At 62.2% G+C, this 19,496-nt stretch carries 17 protein-coding genes; 4 read left to right on the forward strand and 13 right to left on the reverse strand.

Features of this window, described 5'->3' with window-relative positions; translation table 11 throughout:
- Positions 1-30 precede the first annotated feature (30 nt).
- Both PR018_RS07370 and PR018_RS07375 read left to right on the forward strand, forming a co-directional pair.
- Positions 31-1,260, forward strand: coding sequence for a multidrug effflux MFS transporter (locus tag PR018_RS07370; RefSeq protein WP_142823588.1), 1,230 nt, complete (start codon positions 31-33; stop codon positions 1,258-1,260).
- Positions 1,261-1,270: 10 nt separating this feature from the next.
- Entirely contained in the window at positions 1,271-2,554 is a 1,284-nt protein-coding gene (locus PR018_RS07375; protein ID WP_142822840.1) for a multidrug effflux MFS transporter, read from the forward strand.
- Between the two features lie 10 nt (positions 2,555-2,564).
- On the opposite strand, the gene PR018_RS07380 is transcribed toward PR018_RS07375, so the two are convergent.
- From PR018_RS07380 to PR018_RS07430, 11 genes are all read right to left on the reverse strand, one after another.
- On the reverse strand, positions 2,565-3,389 hold the full coding sequence (locus PR018_RS07380) for an inositol monophosphatase family protein (RefSeq protein ID WP_142822842.1): 825 nt from the start codon (positions 3,387-3,389) through the stop codon (positions 2,565-2,567).
- A 21-nt stretch (positions 3,390-3,410) separates the two neighbouring features.
- On the reverse strand, positions 3,411-4,238 hold the full coding sequence (locus PR018_RS07385; protein ID WP_142822843.1) for an inositol monophosphatase family protein: 828 nt from the start codon (positions 4,236-4,238) through the stop codon (positions 3,411-3,413).
- 48 nt (positions 4,239-4,286) lie between these two features.
- Positions 4,287-5,159 carry a tRNA 2-thiocytidine(32) synthetase TtcA gene (gene ttcA / locus PR018_RS07390; protein WP_142822845.1) on the reverse strand — a complete coding sequence of 291 codons (873 nt, stop codon included), beginning with the start codon at positions 5,157-5,159 and terminating at the stop codon, positions 4,287-4,289.
- A 71-nt stretch (positions 5,160-5,230) separates the two neighbouring features.
- On the reverse strand, positions 5,231-6,160 hold the full coding sequence (locus tag PR018_RS07395) for a glutaminase (protein ID WP_142822846.1): 930 nt from the start codon (positions 6,158-6,160) through the stop codon (positions 5,231-5,233).
- Between the two features lie 67 nt (positions 6,161-6,227).
- Positions 6,228-6,845: a 30S ribosomal protein S4 gene (rpsD, locus tag PR018_RS07400; RefSeq protein ID WP_111221875.1), complete on the reverse strand. Its 618-nt coding sequence runs from the start codon at positions 6,843-6,845 to the stop codon at positions 6,228-6,230.
- Between the two features lie 279 nt (positions 6,846-7,124).
- Positions 7,125-8,639: a helicase HerA domain-containing protein gene (locus tag PR018_RS07405; RefSeq protein WP_142822848.1), complete on the reverse strand. Its 1,515-nt coding sequence runs from the start codon at positions 8,637-8,639 to the stop codon at positions 7,125-7,127.
- Positions 8,640-8,807: 168 nt separating this feature from the next.
- Positions 8,808-9,095, reverse strand: coding sequence for a HigA family addiction module antitoxin (locus PR018_RS07410; RefSeq protein WP_142822850.1), 288 nt, complete (start codon positions 9,093-9,095; stop codon positions 8,808-8,810).
- 40 nt (positions 9,096-9,135) lie between these two features.
- Positions 9,136-9,936, reverse strand: coding sequence for a glutamate racemase (murI, locus tag PR018_RS07415; protein ID WP_142822851.1), 801 nt, complete (start codon positions 9,934-9,936; stop codon positions 9,136-9,138).
- The gene (locus PR018_RS07420) at positions 9,917-10,744 is read right to left on the reverse strand and encodes an RNA methyltransferase (RefSeq protein ID WP_142822853.1); all 828 of its coding nucleotides are present in this window, start codon (positions 10,742-10,744) and stop codon (positions 9,917-9,919) included. The genes murI and PR018_RS07420 overlap by 20 nt, the downstream gene beginning before the upstream one ends.
- Positions 10,745-10,820: 76 nt before the next feature.
- A complete protein-coding gene (locus tag PR018_RS07425; RefSeq protein ID WP_142822855.1) occupies positions 10,821-12,833 on the reverse strand; it encodes an FUSC family protein in 2,013 nt (670 codons plus the stop codon).
- Between the two features lie 45 nt (positions 12,834-12,878).
- Positions 12,879-13,421 (reverse strand): hypothetical protein, encoded by a 543-nt coding sequence (locus tag PR018_RS07430; RefSeq protein ID WP_142822857.1) that lies wholly within the window; start codon positions 13,419-13,421, stop codon positions 12,879-12,881.
- A gap of 229 nt (positions 13,422-13,650) precedes the next feature.
- Between PR018_RS07430 and PR018_RS07435 the strand changes: the two genes are divergently transcribed.
- Both PR018_RS07435 and PR018_RS07440 read left to right on the forward strand, forming a co-directional pair.
- Positions 13,651-14,862, forward strand: coding sequence for an NADP-dependent isocitrate dehydrogenase (locus tag PR018_RS07435; RefSeq protein ID WP_111221868.1), 1,212 nt, complete (start codon positions 13,651-13,653; stop codon positions 14,860-14,862).
- Positions 14,863-14,940: 78 nt separating this feature from the next.
- The gene (locus tag PR018_RS07440) at positions 14,941-15,387 is read left to right on the forward strand and encodes a GNAT family N-acetyltransferase (RefSeq protein ID WP_142822858.1); all 447 of its coding nucleotides are present in this window, start codon (positions 14,941-14,943) and stop codon (positions 15,385-15,387) included.
- 74 nt (positions 15,388-15,461) lie between these two features.
- Here PR018_RS07440 and alaS read toward each other — a convergent pair whose 3' ends face one another.
- Positions 15,462-18,122 carry an alanine--tRNA ligase gene (alaS, locus tag PR018_RS07445; protein ID WP_142822860.1) on the reverse strand — a complete coding sequence of 887 codons (2,661 nt, stop codon included), beginning with the start codon at positions 18,120-18,122 and terminating at the stop codon, positions 15,462-15,464.
- 163 nt (positions 18,123-18,285) lie between these two features.
- Complete coding sequence (recA, locus tag PR018_RS07450; RefSeq protein WP_111221865.1) at positions 18,286-19,374, reverse strand: recombinase RecA; 1,089 nt, start codon at positions 19,372-19,374, stop codon at positions 18,286-18,288.
- Positions 19,375-19,496: the final 122 nt, after the last annotated feature.

Raw genomic sequence — 19,496 nt, forward strand, 5'->3', positions numbered from 1 at the left:
TCCGAAGCCATGTCCGCTGGCCGCGTGCCGATGGGCAAACGCGAATTCATCGCGCTGGCTGCACTGCTAATGGCTCTAAACGCGCTTGCGATCGACATCATGCTGCCGGCGCTGCAGCAGATCGGCGCCAGCCTCGGCGTCGAAAATGAAAATCATCGGCAATACATCGTCTCGGCCTATCTCATGGGCTTTGGCGGCGCACAGCTTGTATACGGTCCGCTTTCGGACCGCTTCGGACGGCGCGTGCCGTTGATTGCCGGCGTGGTCATCTACATCCTGTCGTCGCTCGGCATTGCCTTCATTCCCTCGTTCTTCGGCCTGCTGGCACTGCGTTTCGTCCAGGGGCTGGGAGCTGCCGCCACGCGCGTCATCACCATTTCCATCGTCCGCGACATCTATGGCGGCAGGCAGATGGCCGAGGTCATGTCGCTGATCATGATGGTATTCATGATCGTGCCGGTAATTGCGCCGGGATCTGGCCAGATCATTATGCTTTTTGCCAGCTGGCACATGATCTTCGTATTTATCGCCGCCATCGCGTCCTGCGTGCTGGTCTGGGTCTACTTCCGCATGCCGGACACGCTGCATGCCGAGGACGTGCGCCCCTTCACGGTAAAATCGATCCTGGCCGGCTTTGCGATCGTTCTCTCGAACCGCACCGCGCTCTGCTATACGCTCGCCAGCACCTTCATATTCGGGGCGCTGTTCGGCTTTATCAACTCCGCCCAGCAGATCTATGTCGGCATCTACAAGCTCGGTGTCTACGCACCACTGGCCTTTGGGGGTGTCGCCCTTTTCATGGCGTCTGCATCCTTTGCCAACTCGCAACTGGTCGGGCGCTTCGGTATGCGCCGCCTGTCGCACGCCTCGCTGATCGGCTTTAGCGTCATTACCTTCGTTTGGCTGGTCGTACAGCTGTCCTTCGCGTCGCCGATGCCATTTCCGCTGTTCATCGTCTTCTTCGCGCTGGTGATGTTCCAGTTCGGCCTGATCGGCTCGAACTTCAACGCGCTGGCCATGGAGCCGCTCGGTCACGTCGCCGGGACCGCCTCGTCCGTGCTCGGCTTCATGAGCACCGTCGGTGGCGCCCTGATCGGCGCGGCCATCGGCCAGTCCTTCGACGGAACGGCGACGCCGATGGTGGTGGGCTACTTCACGGTGTCGCTGATCGCTCTCGGTTTCGTCCTATATGCCGAGCGCGGCAAGCTTTTCCGGCCGCACAACGCACCCGTCGTCAACGATCCCTCCCTCGCCCACTGACAGGCCTCACATGACCCAGCCGATAACATCGAACGACGTGGCGCCGGGAGGATCGGAGCGCATCGGTCTGGGACTGGTGGAGTTCATCGTCACCATCGCCCTGATGACCGCCAGCGTGTCTCTGGCGATCGACAGCATGCTGCCGGCGCTACCCAGGATCGGCGCAGCGCTCGGCGTGCCCACCGCCAACGACACCCAGCTGGTGATCGGCGTGTTCTTCTTCGGCTTCGGCCTGGCGCAGCTCGTCTTCGGCAGCCTGTCAGACACCTATGGGCGCCGCAACATCCTTCTCGGCGGCCTTGTCTTCTACGTCATCACGATGTTCGCCGCAGCCTGGACCGACAGTTTCGCGGTCCTCCTCGCGCTACGTTTCGCGCAAGGCGTGGGTGCCGCCGCCGTCCGCATCACCACGATGGCAATGGTCCGCGATTGTTTCGGCGGACGCGAGATGGCGCGGGTCATGTCCTTCGTGATGATCGTCTTCATGATCGTCCCCATCGTCGCCCCGGCCCTCGGCCAGCTGATCATCACCGTTGCGACCTGGCCGTGGATCTTCATTTTGCTCGGCAGCGCCGGCGCGGTGTTGCTGGTCTGGGCGTTTTTCCGGATGAACGAATCCCTGCCCCTGACGGAGCGGCTGCCGCTATCGACGCGCTCCGTGCTGTCAGGCTTCCGCACCGTGCTCACCAACCGCATCACCTGCGGCTACATGCTCGGCATGACGCTGTTTACTGGTGTCATCTGCGCCTATGTGATGTCGGTGCAGCAGGTGTTCGGTGAAGTCTTCGGTCTCGGCGACTGGTTGCCATTAGCCTTTGCCGCAAGCGCCGGCGGCATTGCGATCGCCAATTTCGCCAATGGCTTCTTCGTCCGCCGTTTCGGGATGCGGCGCATCTCCCACGCGGCCATGATCCTGTTCACGATCATCGCCGCTTGCGGTTTTGTATTCGCGCTGGCGATGCCACCGAGCTTCATCGTCACATATCTGCTGATTTCGTCGCTGCTGGTGATGTTCGCCGTCATCGCCACCAATTTCACCGCCATCTGCCTGGAGCCAATGGGCCACCTTGCGGGCACCGCCACTTCGATCACCGGCTTCGTCTCGACGACCGGCGGCGCGCTGGTCGGCGGCGCGGTCGGCCAGCTGTTCGACAGCACGACGCGGCCGCTGTTTGCAGGATTTGCAATCTTCGGCGCGCTGACGATCGCGGCCGTCCTATGGGCTGAAAATGGCAAGCTGTTTTCCCACCCCGGCGACGATCCCGTCCTCGACCCCGGCGCCATGCACGGCTGAAACGCCAGCCTCAGAGCGTGAAGACCTCACGGCGCAGCGTCTCCCAGGATGCCTTGTCCGGCGTGATCAGCAGCCCGCCGTCTGAGTGGTGGGGCAGGTAGCGAGATCTATCGAAGCGCGCCGCATAGGCACCCGCCTCCTCGCTGATCAGCACGCCGGCCAGATGGTCCCAGGGCAGGATCTTGTTGTACATCAGGTAATGCACGTGGCCGCCGGCAAAGGTGCGGTATTCATGCGCCGCGCAGCGATAGTTGGAAGCAAAGCGCACCTTAGCGAGATTACCCATGACCTCGGCGCGCTTGCTCTTGTCGATGAAGCCCGTCGAGGCAAAACCGGTCATCTGCTCCAGTGGCACCGGCGCTGCCACGGACAGGCGCTCCGCCTCGCCGCCTGGCCTGCGGAGCCAGGCGCCGCTACCTTTTTCCGCCATCACCCAGTCGTCGCCCATCGGATCGAATATGATCCCGGCGATGGTTTCACCTCGAACGACCACCGACGCCATGACGCCGAAGGCAGGAACGCCTGCGGCAAAGTTGAATGTGCCGTCGACCGGATCGACGATGATCGCAAGATCCGCGCCCTCAAGCTTGCCGAGAAGATCCGGGTCGGCCGCGACCGATTCCTCGCCGATGAACACCGCCTCCGGCCAGAGCCTCTCGACCTCGGCCTTGATCATCCGCTCGGCCTGCTCGTCGGCCTCGGTCACCAGATCGGTCGCTTCCGACTTTATACGGATATCGCCGGCACCGAGACGACGGAAGCGCGGCAGGATTTCAGCCTGCGCCGCGTTTCGCAGCAGGTTGGCGAGAACGGTGATGTCGACGGTCGCGGTCATGGCAGTGTTCCTCGATTGATGTCAGAGACCGATGATCTCCCGGCGAACCGCTTCCCAGCTCTCCCGGTCGGCAGCGGCAATGATGCCGCCGGTCATTTCGCCCGGTGGATGGGCCGAGCCGTCAAAGCGGGCGCTATAGCCACCCGCCTCGCGGTGGATCAGCAGCCCGGCCAGATGATCCCAGGGATTGAGCTTCTCATGGGCCACGAAGTCGATCTTGCCTGACGACAGCATCCAGTACTCATGGGCCGAGCAGTTGTAGTAGAAGCTCATCCGGATCTTGGCCATGTTGCTGGCAATTCGCGAACGTTCCGGCTCGCCCATATGCGCCCAGGCGACGATACCGGTCATGGAAGAAACGGGTTTCGGCGCAGCGACCCGCAGCCGCTGGGAACTGCCGTTGCTACGCGTCAGGTGCGCGCCTCCGCCGGCAACCGCAGTGATGGTGTCGCCGAGAACAGGATCATGGATAATGCCCGCCACGGTCTCGCCATTTGCGACGACGGCAAGGATGGTGCCGAACATCGGCAGGCCGGCCGCAAAGTTGAAAGTGCCGTCGACGGGATCTATGACGAAGGCAAGTTCCGCGCGGTTCAGGGCAGGCACCACCGAGCGATCGGTATCGTAAGCCTCCTCGCCGACGATGAGCGCTTGCGGGAAACGCTGCCGCAGGGCTTTCGTGATACGCTCCTCGGACAGCAGATCCGCCTGCGTCACGAGGTCGATGGACGATGTCTTTTCGGCGATGTCGGCGGTCTGAAGATTGCGGAAACGCGGCATGATTTCCGCTTCGCCAGCCTGCCGGACCTGTTCGACCAGGAAAGCGATGTCATTTTCGTTAATGGCCATAAAAACCCGATCCCTCACAATATGCTGCGCTGCGGCATAACCGCTATGTCACGACGGTTTTGTGACAGCAAGACCGGAAAAATCGAACAGGGCGGGATCGAGCAGATGCGACGGGTTCACATGCGCCAGGGCGCGTAGCATTGTGTCCTTGCGGCCGGGCATGCGGCGTTCGATATCGGCGAGCATATCCTTCATGGCGTTGCGCTGCAGGCCATCCTGCGAGCCGCAGAGATCGCAGGGAATGATCGGGAACTGCATGGCGGCTGCGAACTTCGCAAGGTCGTCCTCGGCGGCATAGGCAAGCGGACGGAGCACCATCAGGTCGCCCTCGTCGTTGAGCAGCTTTGCCGGCATCGATGCCAGACGACCGCCATGAAAGAAGTTCATGAAGAAGGTTTCGAGGATGTCTTCCCGGTGATGCCCGAGCACCAGCGCCTCGCAACCCTCCTCGCGAGCGATGCGATAGAGATTGCCGCGACGCAGCCGCGAGCAGAGCGAACAGTATGTGCCCCCGGCCGGCACTTTTTCCTTCACGATGGAATATGTGTCCCGATACTCGATCCGGTGCGGCACGCCGACCTTCGTCAGGTACTCCGGCAGCACGTGCTTGGGAAAATTCGGCTGCCCCTGGTCGAGATTGCAGGCGATGAGGTCTACCGGCAGCAGCCCGCGCCATTTCAGGTCGAGCAGCAGCGACAGCAGGCCATAGGAATCCTTGCCACCGGAGACACCAACCAGCCAGCGCTTCTGACCCTTCAGCATGTCGAAATCGTCAAATGCCTGGCGCACTTGGCGCAACAGGCGCTTGCGCAGCTTGTTGAAGGATACGGAGCGCGGCGCATCAGCGAAAAGCGGGTGCGCGCCGGCGGCATCCTCGATGTCGGCTTGGATTTCGTCGACCACGGGCATCGCTATGTTCATATCACCATCCATCCAGGGTCGGCTGCCCTTGCCTCAGGCCATAGCAGAACGGCCCACCGAAGACACGCCTCTCAATCGCCAAATACCGACCAGCCGGTACGCGCCGCCAGCATTTCGAGCGCCACTGCGCCCAACTGCGAGTTGCCGACCTTGTTCAGCCCCGGCGACCAGACGGCGATGGAGGCGACCCCGGGCGCGATTGCCAGGATACCGCCGCCGACGCCGCTCTTGCCGGGCAGGCCGACGTGATAGGCAAAGTCACCGGATCCATCGTAATGGCCGCACATCAGCATCAGCGCATTGATGCGCCGCGCCCGCTTCGGCGACACGACGGAATGGCCGGTGACCGGGTTGCTGCCGCGCGCGGCGAGATAGAGCCCCGCCTTCGACAGCTGGCTGCAACTCATGGCCAGTGCGCACTGGTGAAAATAGACGCCCAGTACATGCTCGACGGGATTTTCGATGTTGTGGTAGGCCCGCATGAAATTGGTCAGGGCAAAGTTTCGAAAACCGGTCTGCGCCTCGGAGCGGGCGACGCGGTCGTCGATGAGAATCGATTCGTCATCGGCCAGATACCGCATGAACCGCAGGAACTCGCCGATCACTTCTTTTGGCGCATGGCCGGAGAGAACGACATCGGTAACCGCAATGGCGCCGGCATTGATGAAGGGGTTGCGCGGAATGCCGGCTTCCTGCTCGAGTTGGACGATGGAATTGAAGGCCGAACCCGATGGCTCGCGACCCACTCGTTTCCACAGCTGCTCGCCGATCTTGCCGAGCGCCAGCGTCAGCATGAAGACTTTCGAGATACTCTGGATCGAGAACGACATTTCGGCATCGCCGACGCGATAGACGCGGCCATCGACGGTGGTGATCGCCATGCCGAACTGGCGGACGTCGACCTTGGCAAGCTCGGGGATATAATCGGCAACCTTGCCCTCGCCGAGCCGTGGCAACAGGTCGGCATGAATGCTGTCGAGGATCGCCTGCACGTCGGTCATCGTCGCCTCCGAATAGAAAAAAGCCGCCCCGAGGAGCGGCTTTCCAATAGTATGATAATCGCGTCGATTAACGCGAGTAGAATTCGACGACCAGCTGCGGTTCCATGACGACGGCGTAAGGAACGTCGGTCAGGGTCGGCACGCGGACGAAAGTCGCAACCATCTTGTTGTGGTCGACTTCGATGTAGTCAGGAACATCGCGCTCAGCGAGGCCAACGGCTTCGAGAACGATGACCAGCTGCTTCGACTTCTGACGCACTTCGATAACATCGCCGGCCTTGCAACGGTAGGAACCGATGTTGACGCGGACGCCGTTGACCGTGACGTGGCCGTGGTTGACGAACTGACGGGCAGCAAAGACCGTTGGAACGAACTTGGCGCGATAGACGATCGCATCCAGACGCGATTCCAGCAGACCGATCAGGTTTTCAGACGTATCGCCCTTGCGGCGGTCGGCTTCGGCGAAGATCGCGCGGAACTGTTTTTCGCGCAGGTCGCCGTAGTAGCCCTTGAGCTTCTGCTTGGCGCGCAGCTGAACGCCGAAATCCGAAAGCTTACCCTTGCGGCGCTGACCGTGCTGGCCAGGACCGTATTCGCGACGGTTGACCGGCGACTTCGGGCGGCCCCAGATGTTCTCGCCCATACGGCGATCGATTTTATACTTGGATGATGCGCGCTTGCTCATCGTATTTCCCTATCAAGATGTTCGACCGGTTTGTTGCCAAACCAGATCAAGGAAACACGCCCTCCTCTGAACCCGGTTTTCGGGGTTCCGACAGGTTCCTCACATTCGCGAACGGAGGAGCCACGGGACATGTCAAATGAAACACCGGACATTTCTGCCCGGCGTTGGGCGCTGTTTAGGCAGAAGTCATGGAATTGTCAACAACGGATGCCGCTAGGAAACGCCTGTACCGGCAAAACCGGCACAGGCCAGCCATTCAACCACAAAGCTAGCCTTGAATCACTCGGCTGCCGTCTGTGTCACGCTGACATCGTCGACGGCATTGGCGTCGCCCGGCGCCGTCTGGCAATCGATATCGGGAAAAGCCACGACTCGCCTGCCGGAAAAATCGGTGTGCACCACGACGCTGCCCTGTTCCTCGAAATAGCTGAGCAGGCGTCTGGCGCGTCGGGCGGAGTGCGTGCCGTAGGCGCGCGCGATCCGCGCATCCGACGGGCACGGCTCGCCGCAGATGGCAGCCTTTGCGAGCATCAGGAACACGCCTTGCAGATCGTCGGTGACGCCCTTCGACAACGTCATCGCCGTCGCCCAGTTTTCCGTCTCGGCAGTCACCGGATCGACGCCGGAGCGCGAGATCGCCACCCGGTGACGGAAATCCGGCATCGACAGCGGCGGCCCTGGAATGCGCCGCATGCGCACCCGCACCAGGAACTCCTGGTAGAGCACTGAATCGGTTCGGAAGCCGGAGGCAGGATCGTCGAGGATTTCAGCCAGTACGGCGCCCAGCCGCTCCTGCCGCTCCTCGGGGCTCACATCCGCCTGCTTCGGCCGGGCATCCTCGATCGGCGCCATTGCCGGCGGCACAAACCGCGAAAGCTCGGCCAGGATATCCGTCGTCGGCCTGGGCGTCGGTGTGCGGCGCACGGCAGCGCGCTGGAATTCCTGCGGATCCGGCGTGAAGATCAGGTCCTCGACATCCATCGGCGCATCCGGCAGCGGCATCAGCTTCGGGCTAGACGAGCGCGCCGAGGTTTCCACGGCACCGATGGTGATCGGCATCGGGCGGCGCGAGAGGGCCGGACCAAGCGCTACGAAATGGCCGCGCTGCAGGTCGCGGAACATCTCCGCCTGGCGCCGGTCCATGCCGAGCAGGTCGGCGGCACGCGCCATGTCGATGTCGAGGAAGGTGCGGCCCATCAGGAAGTTCGAGGCTTCGGCCGCCACGTTCTTGGCAAGCTTTGCCAGCCGCTGCGTGGCGATGACGCCGGCGAGCCCGCGCTTGCGGCCACGGCACATCAGGTTGGTCATCGCGCCGAGCGACATCTTGCGGGCATCGTCCGAGACTTCGCCGGCAACGGCGGGCGCGAACATCTGCGCCTCGTCGACGACGACAAGCACCGGATACCAGTATTCGCGGTCGGCATCGAACATGCCGTTCAAAAAGGCGGCGGCGGCGCGCATCTGCTGCTCGACATCGAGCCCCTCGAGCGTCAGGACGCAGGAGACCCGGTGCTGCCGGATGCGCGTCGCAATGCCCGTCAGTTCCGCCTCGCTACGCTCGCCATCGACGATCACATGGCCGAACTTGTCGGCAAGCGTAACGAAATCACCCTCGGGATCGATGATGCATTGCTGCACCCATTGCGCCGATTGCTCCAGCAGGCGCCGCAGAAGATGGGATTTGCCGGAGCCGGAATTGCCCTGCACCAGCAGGCGCGTCGCCAGCAGCTCCTCGATATCGAGCTGGGCGCTGGTCCCGCCGGACGCCGTCCCCATGTCGATGCCGACCTGCAATGCACTACCTCGTTCAGTCTAGACTCAGGAAATGTGAAGCTGCCATTGTTCAGCAACGGCGCGCTTCCGTCTATCAGAGAATTGCCGGGCGTTCGCCGCCGCGTTTGGGAAACCCACAAGGGATTTGCAAAGCGCACGCTGGCGCCGTTCAGTGCGGGCCACAGCCTCTCATGCGGCCTTGTCGTCCAATGGCCTCACCGCTGGATGATCGCGCTTCAAGGCTTGCGCCAGATCGTAATTGCATTGAAGCCCCAGCCAGAAGCGCGCCTTGCTGACGCCGGCCATTTCCAGCCGGACTGCGAGATCCGGGCTTATGGCTGCTCGGCCATTCAGAACGCGCGACAACGATACGCGTGAAATCTTCAGGCGCTCGGCAGCCTCGGTAACGGGAAGCCCCAATGGCAGAAGGAAATCCTGTCGCAACAATTCTCCGGGATGAGGAGGAGATTTCATCATGTCGGGGACCTCTTGGTTATACGCGCTCCATAACAGCACACTAAGCCCTCAGCCCAAACCCCTGCATCAGTCGCCGCGTCGCAAAATCCGGATTGCCCGAGGTGAACACCGCGAAGTCGTCCGCTTCCGGGTGAACGGCATCGGCGAGGACAGGCACGAGGCTGCGGGCGCGGCGGGCGATGGCCTCGGCGGGGTCGAGCCAGTCGACCGGCCAGGGTGCCAGGCGACGGAAGAGGTTGGCCATGAACGGATAGTGGGTGCAGGCGAGCACGACGATGTCGGTCTTGCGACCCTCCTTTTCCACGAAGCATTGGCCGATCTCCTGCAGCACGGCTTCGTCGGAGACCGGTTCGCCCCGGATATAAGCTTCCGCCATCCGCGCCAGGTTTTCCGAGCCGACGAGGCGGACATGGCACTGGGCGGCAAACGACTGGATCAGGTCGCGGGTATAGGCGCGCTTGACGGTTCCAGGCGTCGCCAGCACCGAGACGAGGCCGGAGCGGGTCCGCTCGGCCGCCGGTTTGATGGCTGGCACGGTGCCAACGAACGTCATGTCAGGAAAGGCGGCGCGCAGATCGGCGCCAGCCAGCGTGAAGGCGGTGTTGCAGGCAATGATGCAGATCTCGGGATCGTATTCGGCCAGCAGTCGAGCGAAGAGCGAGATGATGCGGTCTTTCAGCGGCTGCTCTTCCCAGCCGCCATAGGGGAAGCCGGCATCGTCGGCTACATAGACGAAGCCGCGCTCCGGCATCAGCACCCGCGCCTCGCGCAACACGGTCAGGCCGCCGATGCCCGAATCGAAGACCAGGATCGGCTTGGGCTCAGTCGTCGGCGCTGTCATCGACGGGTTTTTCCTTGGCGGCATTGCGCGGTTCGGCGCGGGACACGTTCCGCGGAAAGCGATCCAGCGACGAGATCACGCCACGCATGACACTGATCTCCTGCTCGGTGAACCCTTGCCGCGAAAACACAGCCCGGAGATTGTCGACCATCTTCGGCTTTTTTTCGATGGGATGAAAATAATTCCGCGCGCTCAGCGCTTCCTCGACATGGTCGAACAGCCCCTGAAGCTGCGATTTCGTCGATGGGCGCTGCGGATTGGCGGCAAAGCTGGTGACGCTCAGGTCCTCCATGCCGGACTTCATCCACTCATAGGACATCAGCAGCACGGCCTGGGCGATGTTCAGCGAGGCAAAAGCGGGATTGACCGGGAAAGTGACGATCTCGTCGGCCAACGCCACTTCCTCGTTGCTGAGACCCCAGCGCTCGCGCCCGAACAGAACGCCGCAGCGCTCGCCGGCGACAAAACGCCCCCGCAGTGTCTCCGCAGCCACGACAGGCGAGCGGACAGGCTTGTAGCCGTAGCGCTCGCGGGCCGTCGTGGCATACACGAAATGAAGATCGGCAATAGCTTCTTCCAGGGTCGGAAATACGCGCGTCGCCTCAATGACATGACTGGCATTTGAGGCAGCGGCAGTCGCCTTTTCGTTCGGCCATCCGTCGCGCGGGTTTACGAGACGCAGTTCGGCAAGGCCGAAATTCGCCATGGCGCGCGCCACCATGCCGATATTCTCGCCCATCTGCGGCTCGACCAGTATGATGACCGGCCCCTCGGCCAGCAACGGCTTTTCGCTGTTTGTTCCTGACATGACTATCCTCGATGCGCCGCAGTGGCGAAATTGCTGCCGGAAATACCCGCGAAGGCCCGGAACGGCAAGCCCCGGCTCATGGATAAAGCCGATCGAGCATCGATCCGACCATCTCGATGCCGAGCCGCATGCCGCCGCGCGACAGCGGCAGATGGCGCCCGGTCGCCCGCGCCGACTTGCGGTCGACGAAGAAGCACTCCGAGCCCCTGCCTGAGATAGCATTCAGCCGCTGAAGGTTCTCAGACACATTCAGCGCGATCTCACCATCCGGATCGTCGCGAGAAAAGGCGATATTGCGGGCAAAGACCCGGGCCCAGTAGGTGCAGGCCATCAGAATTGCCAGCGTCTGGCGCACATTGCCCGGTTTGCGCACCAGGCTCCAGGACTGGCCGAGGGGCTTGGCCGCGGTGGTGACGTCGCGGTAGGCGGCATCGAGGTTTTGCGACAGGCGGATCAGCTCCAGGCCCGGACCGCTTCCGCCGGCGGCATCTAGCAAGGCCCGGAGCGCATCGAACCACTTGACCAGCGCCCCATCCAGCACGCCTCGCGTCTTCGCTGGAAAGACCAGGAAGGCAACCGCCGCACCGGCCGTCGCGCCGATGATTGTTTCTCCGATACGTAGTTGCAGCACCTGTAGCGTCAGCGCGCCCGTCATGCCGTAGACCAAACATAGAACGATGGAGATGAAGAAGGTCATGGCCCCGTAGGACACTTGGATAAAGTAGAAGCCGAGAAAGATCGACACGACCGAAAGCAAGATGGCAATGGCGGTATGGCCCGCTACCACCAGCGCCAAGGCCATGCCGACGGCAATCCCCAGCACGGTGCCCATCGAGCGCTGAAACGCCTTCACAGCCGTATCGCCGCGCGAATTGGTGTTGGTGAACACCAGGAACGCCGTTAGCACCGCCCAGAACCAGCGCTCGCGGGACAACAGCAGACCGAAGACCATGGCGATGCCGGTGGCCAGCGTGATCTGCAGTGCCGATCGCATGGCGGCATCGTCGAGCGATAGTCTTGGCCACTTGATGACCGTGCGCGCGCCATTCCCGCCGGCGATATCGCTGAAACCCGTCATGCGGCCGAGAGACAGGGTTTCCGTCAGCGCATCGCGGGCGTCCCGGAGCCAGATCATCGCCCGCATCGTCTCGGAACTGCGCTTGTCCGCCATCGTCTCGAAGCCATCGGTCTCGCGCTCTAGCAGGGCGTCGTCATGGGCAATAACGGCGTGCACCAGCGCAAAGCTCGGCACGGCGCTCTGGCTCATCATGATGGCGCTTTCCGCCGCCAGATGGACGTCGAACAGACGCATGGAGATATCCACGGCCGGTGTATCGCTGGCGAGGGTACCGCTCGCCGGGGTATCGACGGCGGGTGCATCGTCGGACGGCTTGGGAATGAAGCTCTCCGCCATCAGTACGACGTCCTTCAGCCGCTCCTCAGCCTGGAGCAGCGCGCGATGCTCGGCTTCCGAAATCCGACCGTCGCGGACGCTGACCGCAAGTTCGATCAGCATCTGGTTGACCCGGCCGAGCACGCTCTCCAGCGCCCGCAGCAGGTCCTTGCGCCAGTCGTCCGGCAGCAGGACGGATCGCACGCCGTGGGCGACCAGCGACGAGACCACCGAGCCGATCGCCACCAGCGGCATCTCACCCAGCCTGGGCTGAAAATAGGCACCCATGAAATAGGACATAAAGGCGAACATGCCCACCGCATTCCAGCGCACGCCGAGGGCCCTCACCCAGCTTGCGGCAAAGATGATGGCGAGGAAGGCGACATCGCTGATGTAGCGATGGTCCGCGAGCAGCGCTGCCAGTATGACGGCCAGCACGCTGGCCAGGCAGCCGATCAGCCGTGTCACCAACTGTTCCGAAGGACGCTTGTCGCGCACGGTGAAGCCGCCCTGGATCGACAGGAGTATCCCGAGTGCATAGGCGACATCGGGCAGCGGCACGATCGTTGAATGGATGACGAAGAGAATGCTGAAGGATAGCACCACGGTCAGCGTCACCCGCGAGGCCTGTCGCAGCCGCGAAAATGCCGGGTCGTTGGCGGCCAGCCAATCACGAAACCGATGGGCGATGTGCATCAGGATCCTTCGTCGTTAAACGCATCGCCAGCCTGTGGCGTCAGGCTACGGCTGCTTGGCGATATCCTGCATGGCAGCCTTGAGGGAACTCGGCTTACCATTGTCGTCCGTCGTCAGGATGTCGTCGACCACCAGTTTTCCGCCTTCGGTCAGAACCTCGAAGCGAACTTCCGTGAAGGCGTCAGACGCTGCAGCGTCGTCGGCGCCCATGCAGCGCGACTTCTGGAACCGCGCCACCACCTCGGTCTTGCCGCCCGATACAGCCCCGGGAACGATCGTCACGTTCTCGAGCGGACAGGCATCCTGGCTGCCGACAATGACGTCGTAGTCGAACGGCGAGATGCCGTCTTCCGTCGCCGGATAATTCTGGGCGGCCTGGTAGCCACGGATGAAATCGGCGCTGAACAGCTGCCGCAGGTGCGACGCATCGAATATGTCCTGCCAGTCGCCGTCGCCCCCGGCCCAGTTGGCTACCGTCGCATCCATGATGGTCTTCACCGGAGAAACGGCAGGATCTGCGGCGAAGGCGCCGGGCGCCTGGATCAACACAAGGGCGGCGATGAGGTATGCAGGCAGCGATCGGGGCATGGCAATGTCCGTAAACACACAAAATATCGTTGTAAAATCGGCTATATCGGCGAGCCTTACAAGCGCCTCGCACTAGAAAAGCGGTGATTGGCCGGGCAGATTTGACGCGCAAAAAGGCGAATTCTGCGCCCTTCCCGGCTTTGCCTCGGCGCCCCGCGGTGCTATAGCGCTCGAGACTTCAAGTCCAACACACCGGGCCGCCCGGCCATAAGCAGAACGAGGCAGATATATGGAAAAGATCAAGGTTGCAAACCCCGTCGTCGATCTCGACGGCGACGAGATGACCCGCATCATCTGGCAGTTGATCAAGGATAAGCTCATCCTTCCCTACCTCGACCTCGACATCCAGTATTACGATCTGTCGGTCGAAAATCGCGACGCCACGAACGACCAGGTGACGATCGACGCAGCCCACGCCATCAAGAAATACGGCGTCGGAATCAAGTGCGCGACGATCACTCCGGACGAAGACCGCGTCAAGGAATTCAACCTGAAGCAGATGTGGAAGTCGCCGAACGGCACGATCCGCAACATCCTCGGCGGCGTCATCTTCCGCGAGCCGATCATCTGCGAAAACGTGCCGCGCCTCGTTCCCGGCTGGACCAAGCCGATCGTCGTCGGCCGTCACGCCTTCGGCGACCAGTACAAGGCCACCGACTTCAAATTCCCGGGCAAGGGCAAGCTGTCGATCAAGTTCGTCGGCGAAGACGGCGCCGTCATCGAGAAGGAAGTCTACGACGCACCGGGCGCCGGCGTGGCTCTGGCCATGTACAACCTCGACGAATCGATCCGCGATTTCGCCCGCGCTTCGCTGAACTACGGCCTGATGCGCAAGTGGCCCGTCTATCTGTCGACCAAGAACACCATCCTGAAAGCCTATGACGGTCGCTTCAAGGATATCTTCCAGGAAGTCTTCGACGCTGAATTCAAGACCCAGTTCGATGCCCTGAAGATCACCTACGAGCACCGCCTGATCGACGACATGGTCGCCTCGGCTCTCAAGTGGTCCGGCGGTTATGTCTGGGCTTGCAAGAACTACGACGGCGACGTCCAGTCCGACATCGTCGCCCAAGGCTTTGGCTCGCTCGGCCTGATGACCTCGGTGCTGCTGTCGCCAGACGGCCAGACCGTGGAAGCAGAAGCAGCCCACGGCACCGTGACCCGCCACTACCGCCAGCACCAGAAGGGACAGGAGACATCGACGAACTCGATCGCCTCGATCTTCGCCTGGACACGTGGCCTCGCTCACCGCGCCAAGCTCGACGACAACGCAGCGCTCGCAAAGTTTGCAGCGACGCTCGAAACCGTCTGCGTCGACACGGTCGAAAGCGGCTTCATGACCAAGGATCTGGCCCTGCTCATCGGCCCCGACCAGCCCTGGCTGTCGACGACTGCCTTCCTCGACAAGGTCGATGAAAATCTCCAGAAGGCAATGGCATAAGCCATTATCTTAATGTGATCGGCGGACGGCGGGGACTTCCCCGCCGTTTCCATATCTGCAGGCCGGAGACCGGATCCGATGACCAACACCATTCGTCCGCTGAAGCTTGACGACCGCACCGCCTGGGAGCCGCTCTGGCAAGCCTACCAGCGCTTCTACGAGGTCGAGCTCCCGCCGGAAACGACAAACCGGACATGGGCGCGATTTCATGACCCAAACGAGCATATGCAGGCGCTCGGCGCTTTCGATGACTTTGGCCGGCTGGTGGGCATCGTCCACGCCATCTTCCACCGCTCGACGTGGATGCCGGAATGGACCTGCTATCTGCAGGACCTCTATGTCGAGCGCGATCAACGCGGCAAGGGCACGGGTGCAGCCCTTATCGAGGCGGTGGCGGACCTTGCCCGGGCCAATAACGCCGGTCGCCTCTACTGGATGACCCACGAAACCAATACCGCTGCCCAGCGCCTCTACGACCACGTCGCGGCACGATCCGGCTTCATCCAGTATCGCAAGGCCCTATAGCAAGCCATTGTAAAACGAAAAATGGCGGAAGCTGATCGCTCCCGCCATTCCAAATCTTAAAATCTCAGCACCTGTCAGACGGCGAGTGCTGCTGCAACGGCCTCGATCGCCTCGTCGGCCTTGGAGCCATCGGGACCGCCGGCCTGCGCCATGTCTGGCCTGCCGCCGCCGCCCTTGCCACCAAGCGCCGCAGACGCGGTGCGAACCAGATCGACCGCGCTGAAACGGGCGACCAGATCTTCGGTCACCGCCACCACGGCGCTCGCCTTGCCATCCTCGGAGACGCCGACGAGCACGACGACGCCGGAGCCGATGCTAGTCTTGCCTTCGTCCGCCATGCCCTTCAGATCCTTCGGATCGACGCCGCCGATAGCCCTTCCGAGGAATTTGACGCCGCCGATATCGCGCACTGCATCGGCGCCATCGCTCTGCCCGCCGCCCATTGCAAGCTTGCGCTTGGCATCCGTGAGCTCGCGCTCCAGCTTGCGGCGCTCGTCCATCAAGGCTTCGACGCGGGTGACGACCTCGGCAGGCTGCACCTTCAGCGCTGCTGCCAGAGCTTTGACACGGTCATCCTGCTCGGCCAGATAATCGCGGGCCGAAACGCCCGTGACGGCCTCGATACGGCGCACGCCGGCGCCGACGGCGCTCTCCGAGAGCACCCGGATCAGGCCGATCTGGCCGGTCGCCGTCACATGCGTTCCGCCGCAGAGTTCGATCGAATAGGGCTTGGCAGCCTTCTCGCCGCGCACCGCCGTACCCATCGACACGACACGGACCTCATCGCCGTATTTTTCGCCGAACAACGCCATGGCGCCTTCTGCAATCGCATCGTCGACGCTCATAAGCCGCGTCGACACAGGCGCATTCTGCAGCACGATCTCGTTGGCCATTTCCTCGACGACCTTCAGTTCCTCGACCGACATAGGTTTCGGATGCGAGACATCGAAGCGAAGGCGCTCTGGCGCCACCAGTGAACCCTTCTGAGCGACATGGGTGCCAAGCACCTCGCGCAGCGCCTCGTGCAGCAGATGGGTCGCGGAATGATTGGCGCGCAGCCGGCCGCGGCGATCATGATCGACCGTCAGCACAACGGGGTCGCCGATCTTGATCGTGCCGGTTGCGACGGTCGCCACATGGGCAAACAACCCATCGCCGCGCTTCTGCGTATCGGACACGGTCAGCTTGACGCCCTCGCCGGCAATCACGCCCGTATCGCCCATCTGGCCGCCGGACTCGGCGTAGAAAGGCGTCTGGTTGACGACGATCTGCACCGTCTCGCCCTCGGCAGCGCTGTCTAGAGATACGCCATCGCGGACGATCGCCTGGATTACGCCTTCAGCGGTCTCGGTGTCGTAGCCCAGGAATTCCGTCGCGCCGTTCTTGTCCTTCAGTTCGAACCAGACGGTCTCCGTCGCCTTGTCGCCGGAGCCGGACCAATGGGAGCGGGCCTCGGCCTTCTGGCGGGCCATCGCATCGGTAAAGCTGCCGACGTCGACGGCGATGCCGCGCTCGCGCAGCGCATCCTGCGTCAGGTCAAGCGGGAAGCCGTAGGTGTCGTACAGCTTGAAGGCCGTCTCGCCATCGAGCATATCGCCCTTGCCCATGGTGGCGGTGGCGTCGGACAGCAGTGACAGACCACGGTCGAGGGTCTTGTGGAAGCGGTTTTCCTCGAGCTTCAGCGTTTCCGAAATCAGCGATTCCGCCCGCACCAGCTCCGGATAGGCGCGGCCCATTTCCTGCACCAGCGTCGGCAGCAGCTTGTACATCAGCGGATCGCGGGCACCGAGCAGCTGAGCATGGCGCATGGCGCGGCGCATGATCCGACGCAGCACATAGCCGCGACCTTCGTTTGACGGCAGCACGCCGTCGGCAATCAGGAAGGCCGACGAGCGCAGGTGATCGGCGATGACCCGGTGGCTGGCCCGGTTATCGCCGATAGCCATCACTCCGGTTGCTTCCTCGGAGGCCTCGATCAGCGCCCGGAAAAGATCGATGTCGTAATTGTCGTGCTTGCCCTGCAGCAGCGCCGCCACGCGCTCGAGGCCCATGCCGGTGTCGATCGACGGACGCGGCAGGTCGACCCGCTCGTCCTTTGAAAGCTGCTCGAACTGCATGAAGACGAGGTTCCAGATCTCGATGAACCGGTCGCCGTCTTCGTCGGCGGAACCGGGAGGCCCACCCCAGATATGGTCGCCATGATCGTAGAAGATTTCCGAACAAGGACCGCAAGGGCCGGTATCGCCCATCGCCCAGAAGTTGTCGCTGGTCGGAATGCGGATGATGCGGTCGTCGGACAGGCCGGCGATCTTCTTCCAGAGGTTAAAGGCATCGTCGTCCGTGTGGTAGACCGTCACCAGCAAGCGCTTGGCGTCGATATCGAATTCCTTGGTGATCAGGTTCCAGGCAAGCTCGATGGCCTGCTCCTTGAAATAATCGCCGAACGAGAAATTGCCGAGCATCTCGAAGAAGGTGTGATGGCGGGCGGTGTAGCCGACATTGTCGAGGTCGTTGTGCTTGCCGCCGGCGCGCACACATTTCTGTGCCGAGGACGCAGTCTTGTAAGGGCGCTGTTCCAGCCCCGTGAAAACGTTCTTGAACTGCACCATGCCGGCGTTGGTGAACATCAGCGTCGGATCATTGCGCGGCACGAGCGGGCTCGACGGAACGATCTCGTGCCCATTCGTCTTGAAGTAGTCGAGGAAGGTCGACCGGATTTCATTTACGCCGCTCATGCTATGCCCTTATCGCTGCCGTCGGCAGTCCCCATACAAAATCCACTGGCTTTTATCGCTCGCTCTCGATCCTGTCCAGCCGCACGAACGAAAGCGGCCGCACATCCCGAAAGACGTGCGGCCGACAGCTTGAACTTACCCTTCGACCTTGCGGCCGGTACCGTTACATATCGGCGGCAACGTCGCCGTCGTTGGCATCGGGACCGCCGTTCACCAGCAGCTTGTCGGCGATCAGGCCGGCACTCTGGCGCAGCATCGTCTCGATCTCCTTTGCCAGTTCCGGATTGTCGCGCAGGAAGATCTTGGCGTTCTCGCGACCCTGCCCGAGGCGCTGGCTGTTATAGGAGAACCAGGCACCGGACTTCTCGACGATGCCGGCCTTGACGCCGAGATCGACGAGTTCGCCGGTCTTCGAGACGCCTTCGCCATACATGATGTCGAACTCGACCTGCTTGAAGGGAGGCGCCATCTTGTTCTTGACGACCTTGACGCGCGTCTGGTTGCCGATGACCTCTTCGCGATCCTTGACCGCACCGATGCGGCGGATGTCGAGGCGGACCGAGGCGTAGAATTTCAGCGCGTTACCGCCGGTCGTCGTTTCCGGCGACCCGAACATCACGCCGATCTTCATGCGGATCTGGTTGATGAAGATGACCATCGTGTTCGACTTCGAGATCGACGCGGTCAGCTTGCGCAGCGCCTGGCTCATCAGGCGTGCTTGCAGGCCTGGCAGGCTGTCGCCCATTTCGCCTTCGATTTCAGCTCGCGGCGTCAAGGCCGCAACGGAGTCGATGACCAGAACGTCGATGGCGCCGGAGCGTACCAGCGTGTCTGTGATTTCGAGAGCCTGCTCGCCGGTGTCGGGCTGCGAGATCAGGAGGTTCTGGAGATCGACGCCGAGCTTGCGGGCATAGACCGGGTCGAGCGCATGTTCGGCGTCGACGAAGGCGCAGATGCCGCCCTTTTTCTGGGCTTCGGCAATGGTCTGCAGCGCCAGCGTCGTCTTGCCCGAGCTTTCCGGTCCATAGATCTCGACGATACGCCCCTTCGGCAATCCACCGATGCCAAGTGCGATATCGAGGCTCAAGGAGCCCGTGGATACTGTCTCGATCTCGACGATGCTTTCATTCGAGCCGAGCTTCATGATCGAGCCCTTGCCGAATGCCCTCTCGATCTGAGAGAGTGCGGCTTCGAGCGCCTTGCTTTTGTCCACCGATTTTTCCTCTACGAGCCGCAAACTATTCTGTGACATGAGATCCACCTTTAGGTTATTGAAGCCGCACAGGCAATGAAGCAGTTGATGTCGTTTTTGTACTTGATTTGTTCCGGTTCCGCAAGGGGCCTTCAAATAATTGAAACAAAAAGGTAAAATGA

Origin of the sequence: Rhizobium rhododendri, from assembly GCF_007000325.2 — a bacterium.
GTDB lineage: Bacteria > Pseudomonadota > Alphaproteobacteria > Rhizobiales > Rhizobiaceae > Rhizobium > Rhizobium rhododendri.

Excerpts from the sequence above, each read along its gene's own strand:
- PR018_RS07370 (WP_142823588.1), top strand. The coding sequence starts at position 31 with ATGGGCAAACGCGAATTCATCGCGCTGGCTGCACTGCTAATGGCTCTA.
- PR018_RS07375 (WP_142822840.1), top strand. The coding sequence starts at position 1,271 with ATGACCCAGCCGATAACATCGAACGACGTGGCGCCGGGAGGATCGGAG.
- PR018_RS07380 (WP_142822842.1), bottom strand. The coding sequence starts at position 3,389 with ATGACCGCGACCGTCGACATCACCGTTCTCGCCAACCTGCTGCGAAAC.
- PR018_RS07385 (WP_142822843.1), bottom strand. The coding sequence starts at position 4,238 with ATGGCCATTAACGAAAATGACATCGCTTTCCTGGTCGAACAGGTCCGG.
- ttcA (WP_142822845.1), bottom strand. The coding sequence starts at position 5,159 with ATGAACATAGCGATGCCCGTGGTCGACGAAATCCAAGCCGACATCGAG.
- PR018_RS07395 (WP_142822846.1), bottom strand. The coding sequence starts at position 6,160 with ATGACCGACGTGCAGGCGATCCTCGACAGCATTCATGCCGACCTGTTG.
- rpsD (WP_111221875.1), bottom strand. The coding sequence starts at position 6,845 with ATGAGCAAGCGCGCATCATCCAAGTATAAAATCGATCGCCGTATGGGC.
- PR018_RS07410 (WP_142822850.1), bottom strand. The coding sequence starts at position 9,095 with ATGATGAAATCTCCTCCTCATCCCGGAGAATTGTTGCGACAGGATTTC.
- murI (WP_142822851.1), bottom strand. The coding sequence starts at position 9,936 with ATGACAGCGCCGACGACTGAGCCCAAGCCGATCCTGGTCTTCGATTCG.
- PR018_RS07420 (WP_142822853.1), bottom strand. The coding sequence starts at position 10,744 with ATGTCAGGAACAAACAGCGAAAAGCCGTTGCTGGCCGAGGGGCCGGTC.
- PR018_RS07425 (WP_142822855.1), bottom strand. The coding sequence starts at position 12,833 with ATGCACATCGCCCATCGGTTTCGTGATTGGCTGGCCGCCAACGACCCG.
- PR018_RS07430 (WP_142822857.1), bottom strand. The coding sequence starts at position 13,421 with ATGCCCCGATCGCTGCCTGCATACCTCATCGCCGCCCTTGTGTTGATC.
- PR018_RS07435 (WP_111221868.1), top strand. The coding sequence starts at position 13,651 with ATGGAAAAGATCAAGGTTGCAAACCCCGTCGTCGATCTCGACGGCGAC.
- PR018_RS07440 (WP_142822858.1), top strand. The coding sequence starts at position 14,941 with ATGACCAACACCATTCGTCCGCTGAAGCTTGACGACCGCACCGCCTGG.
- alaS (WP_142822860.1), bottom strand. The coding sequence starts at position 18,122 with ATGAGCGGCGTAAATGAAATCCGGTCGACCTTCCTCGACTACTTCAAG.
- recA (WP_111221865.1), bottom strand. The coding sequence starts at position 19,374 with ATGTCACAGAATAGTTTGCGGCTCGTAGAGGAAAAATCGGTGGACAAA.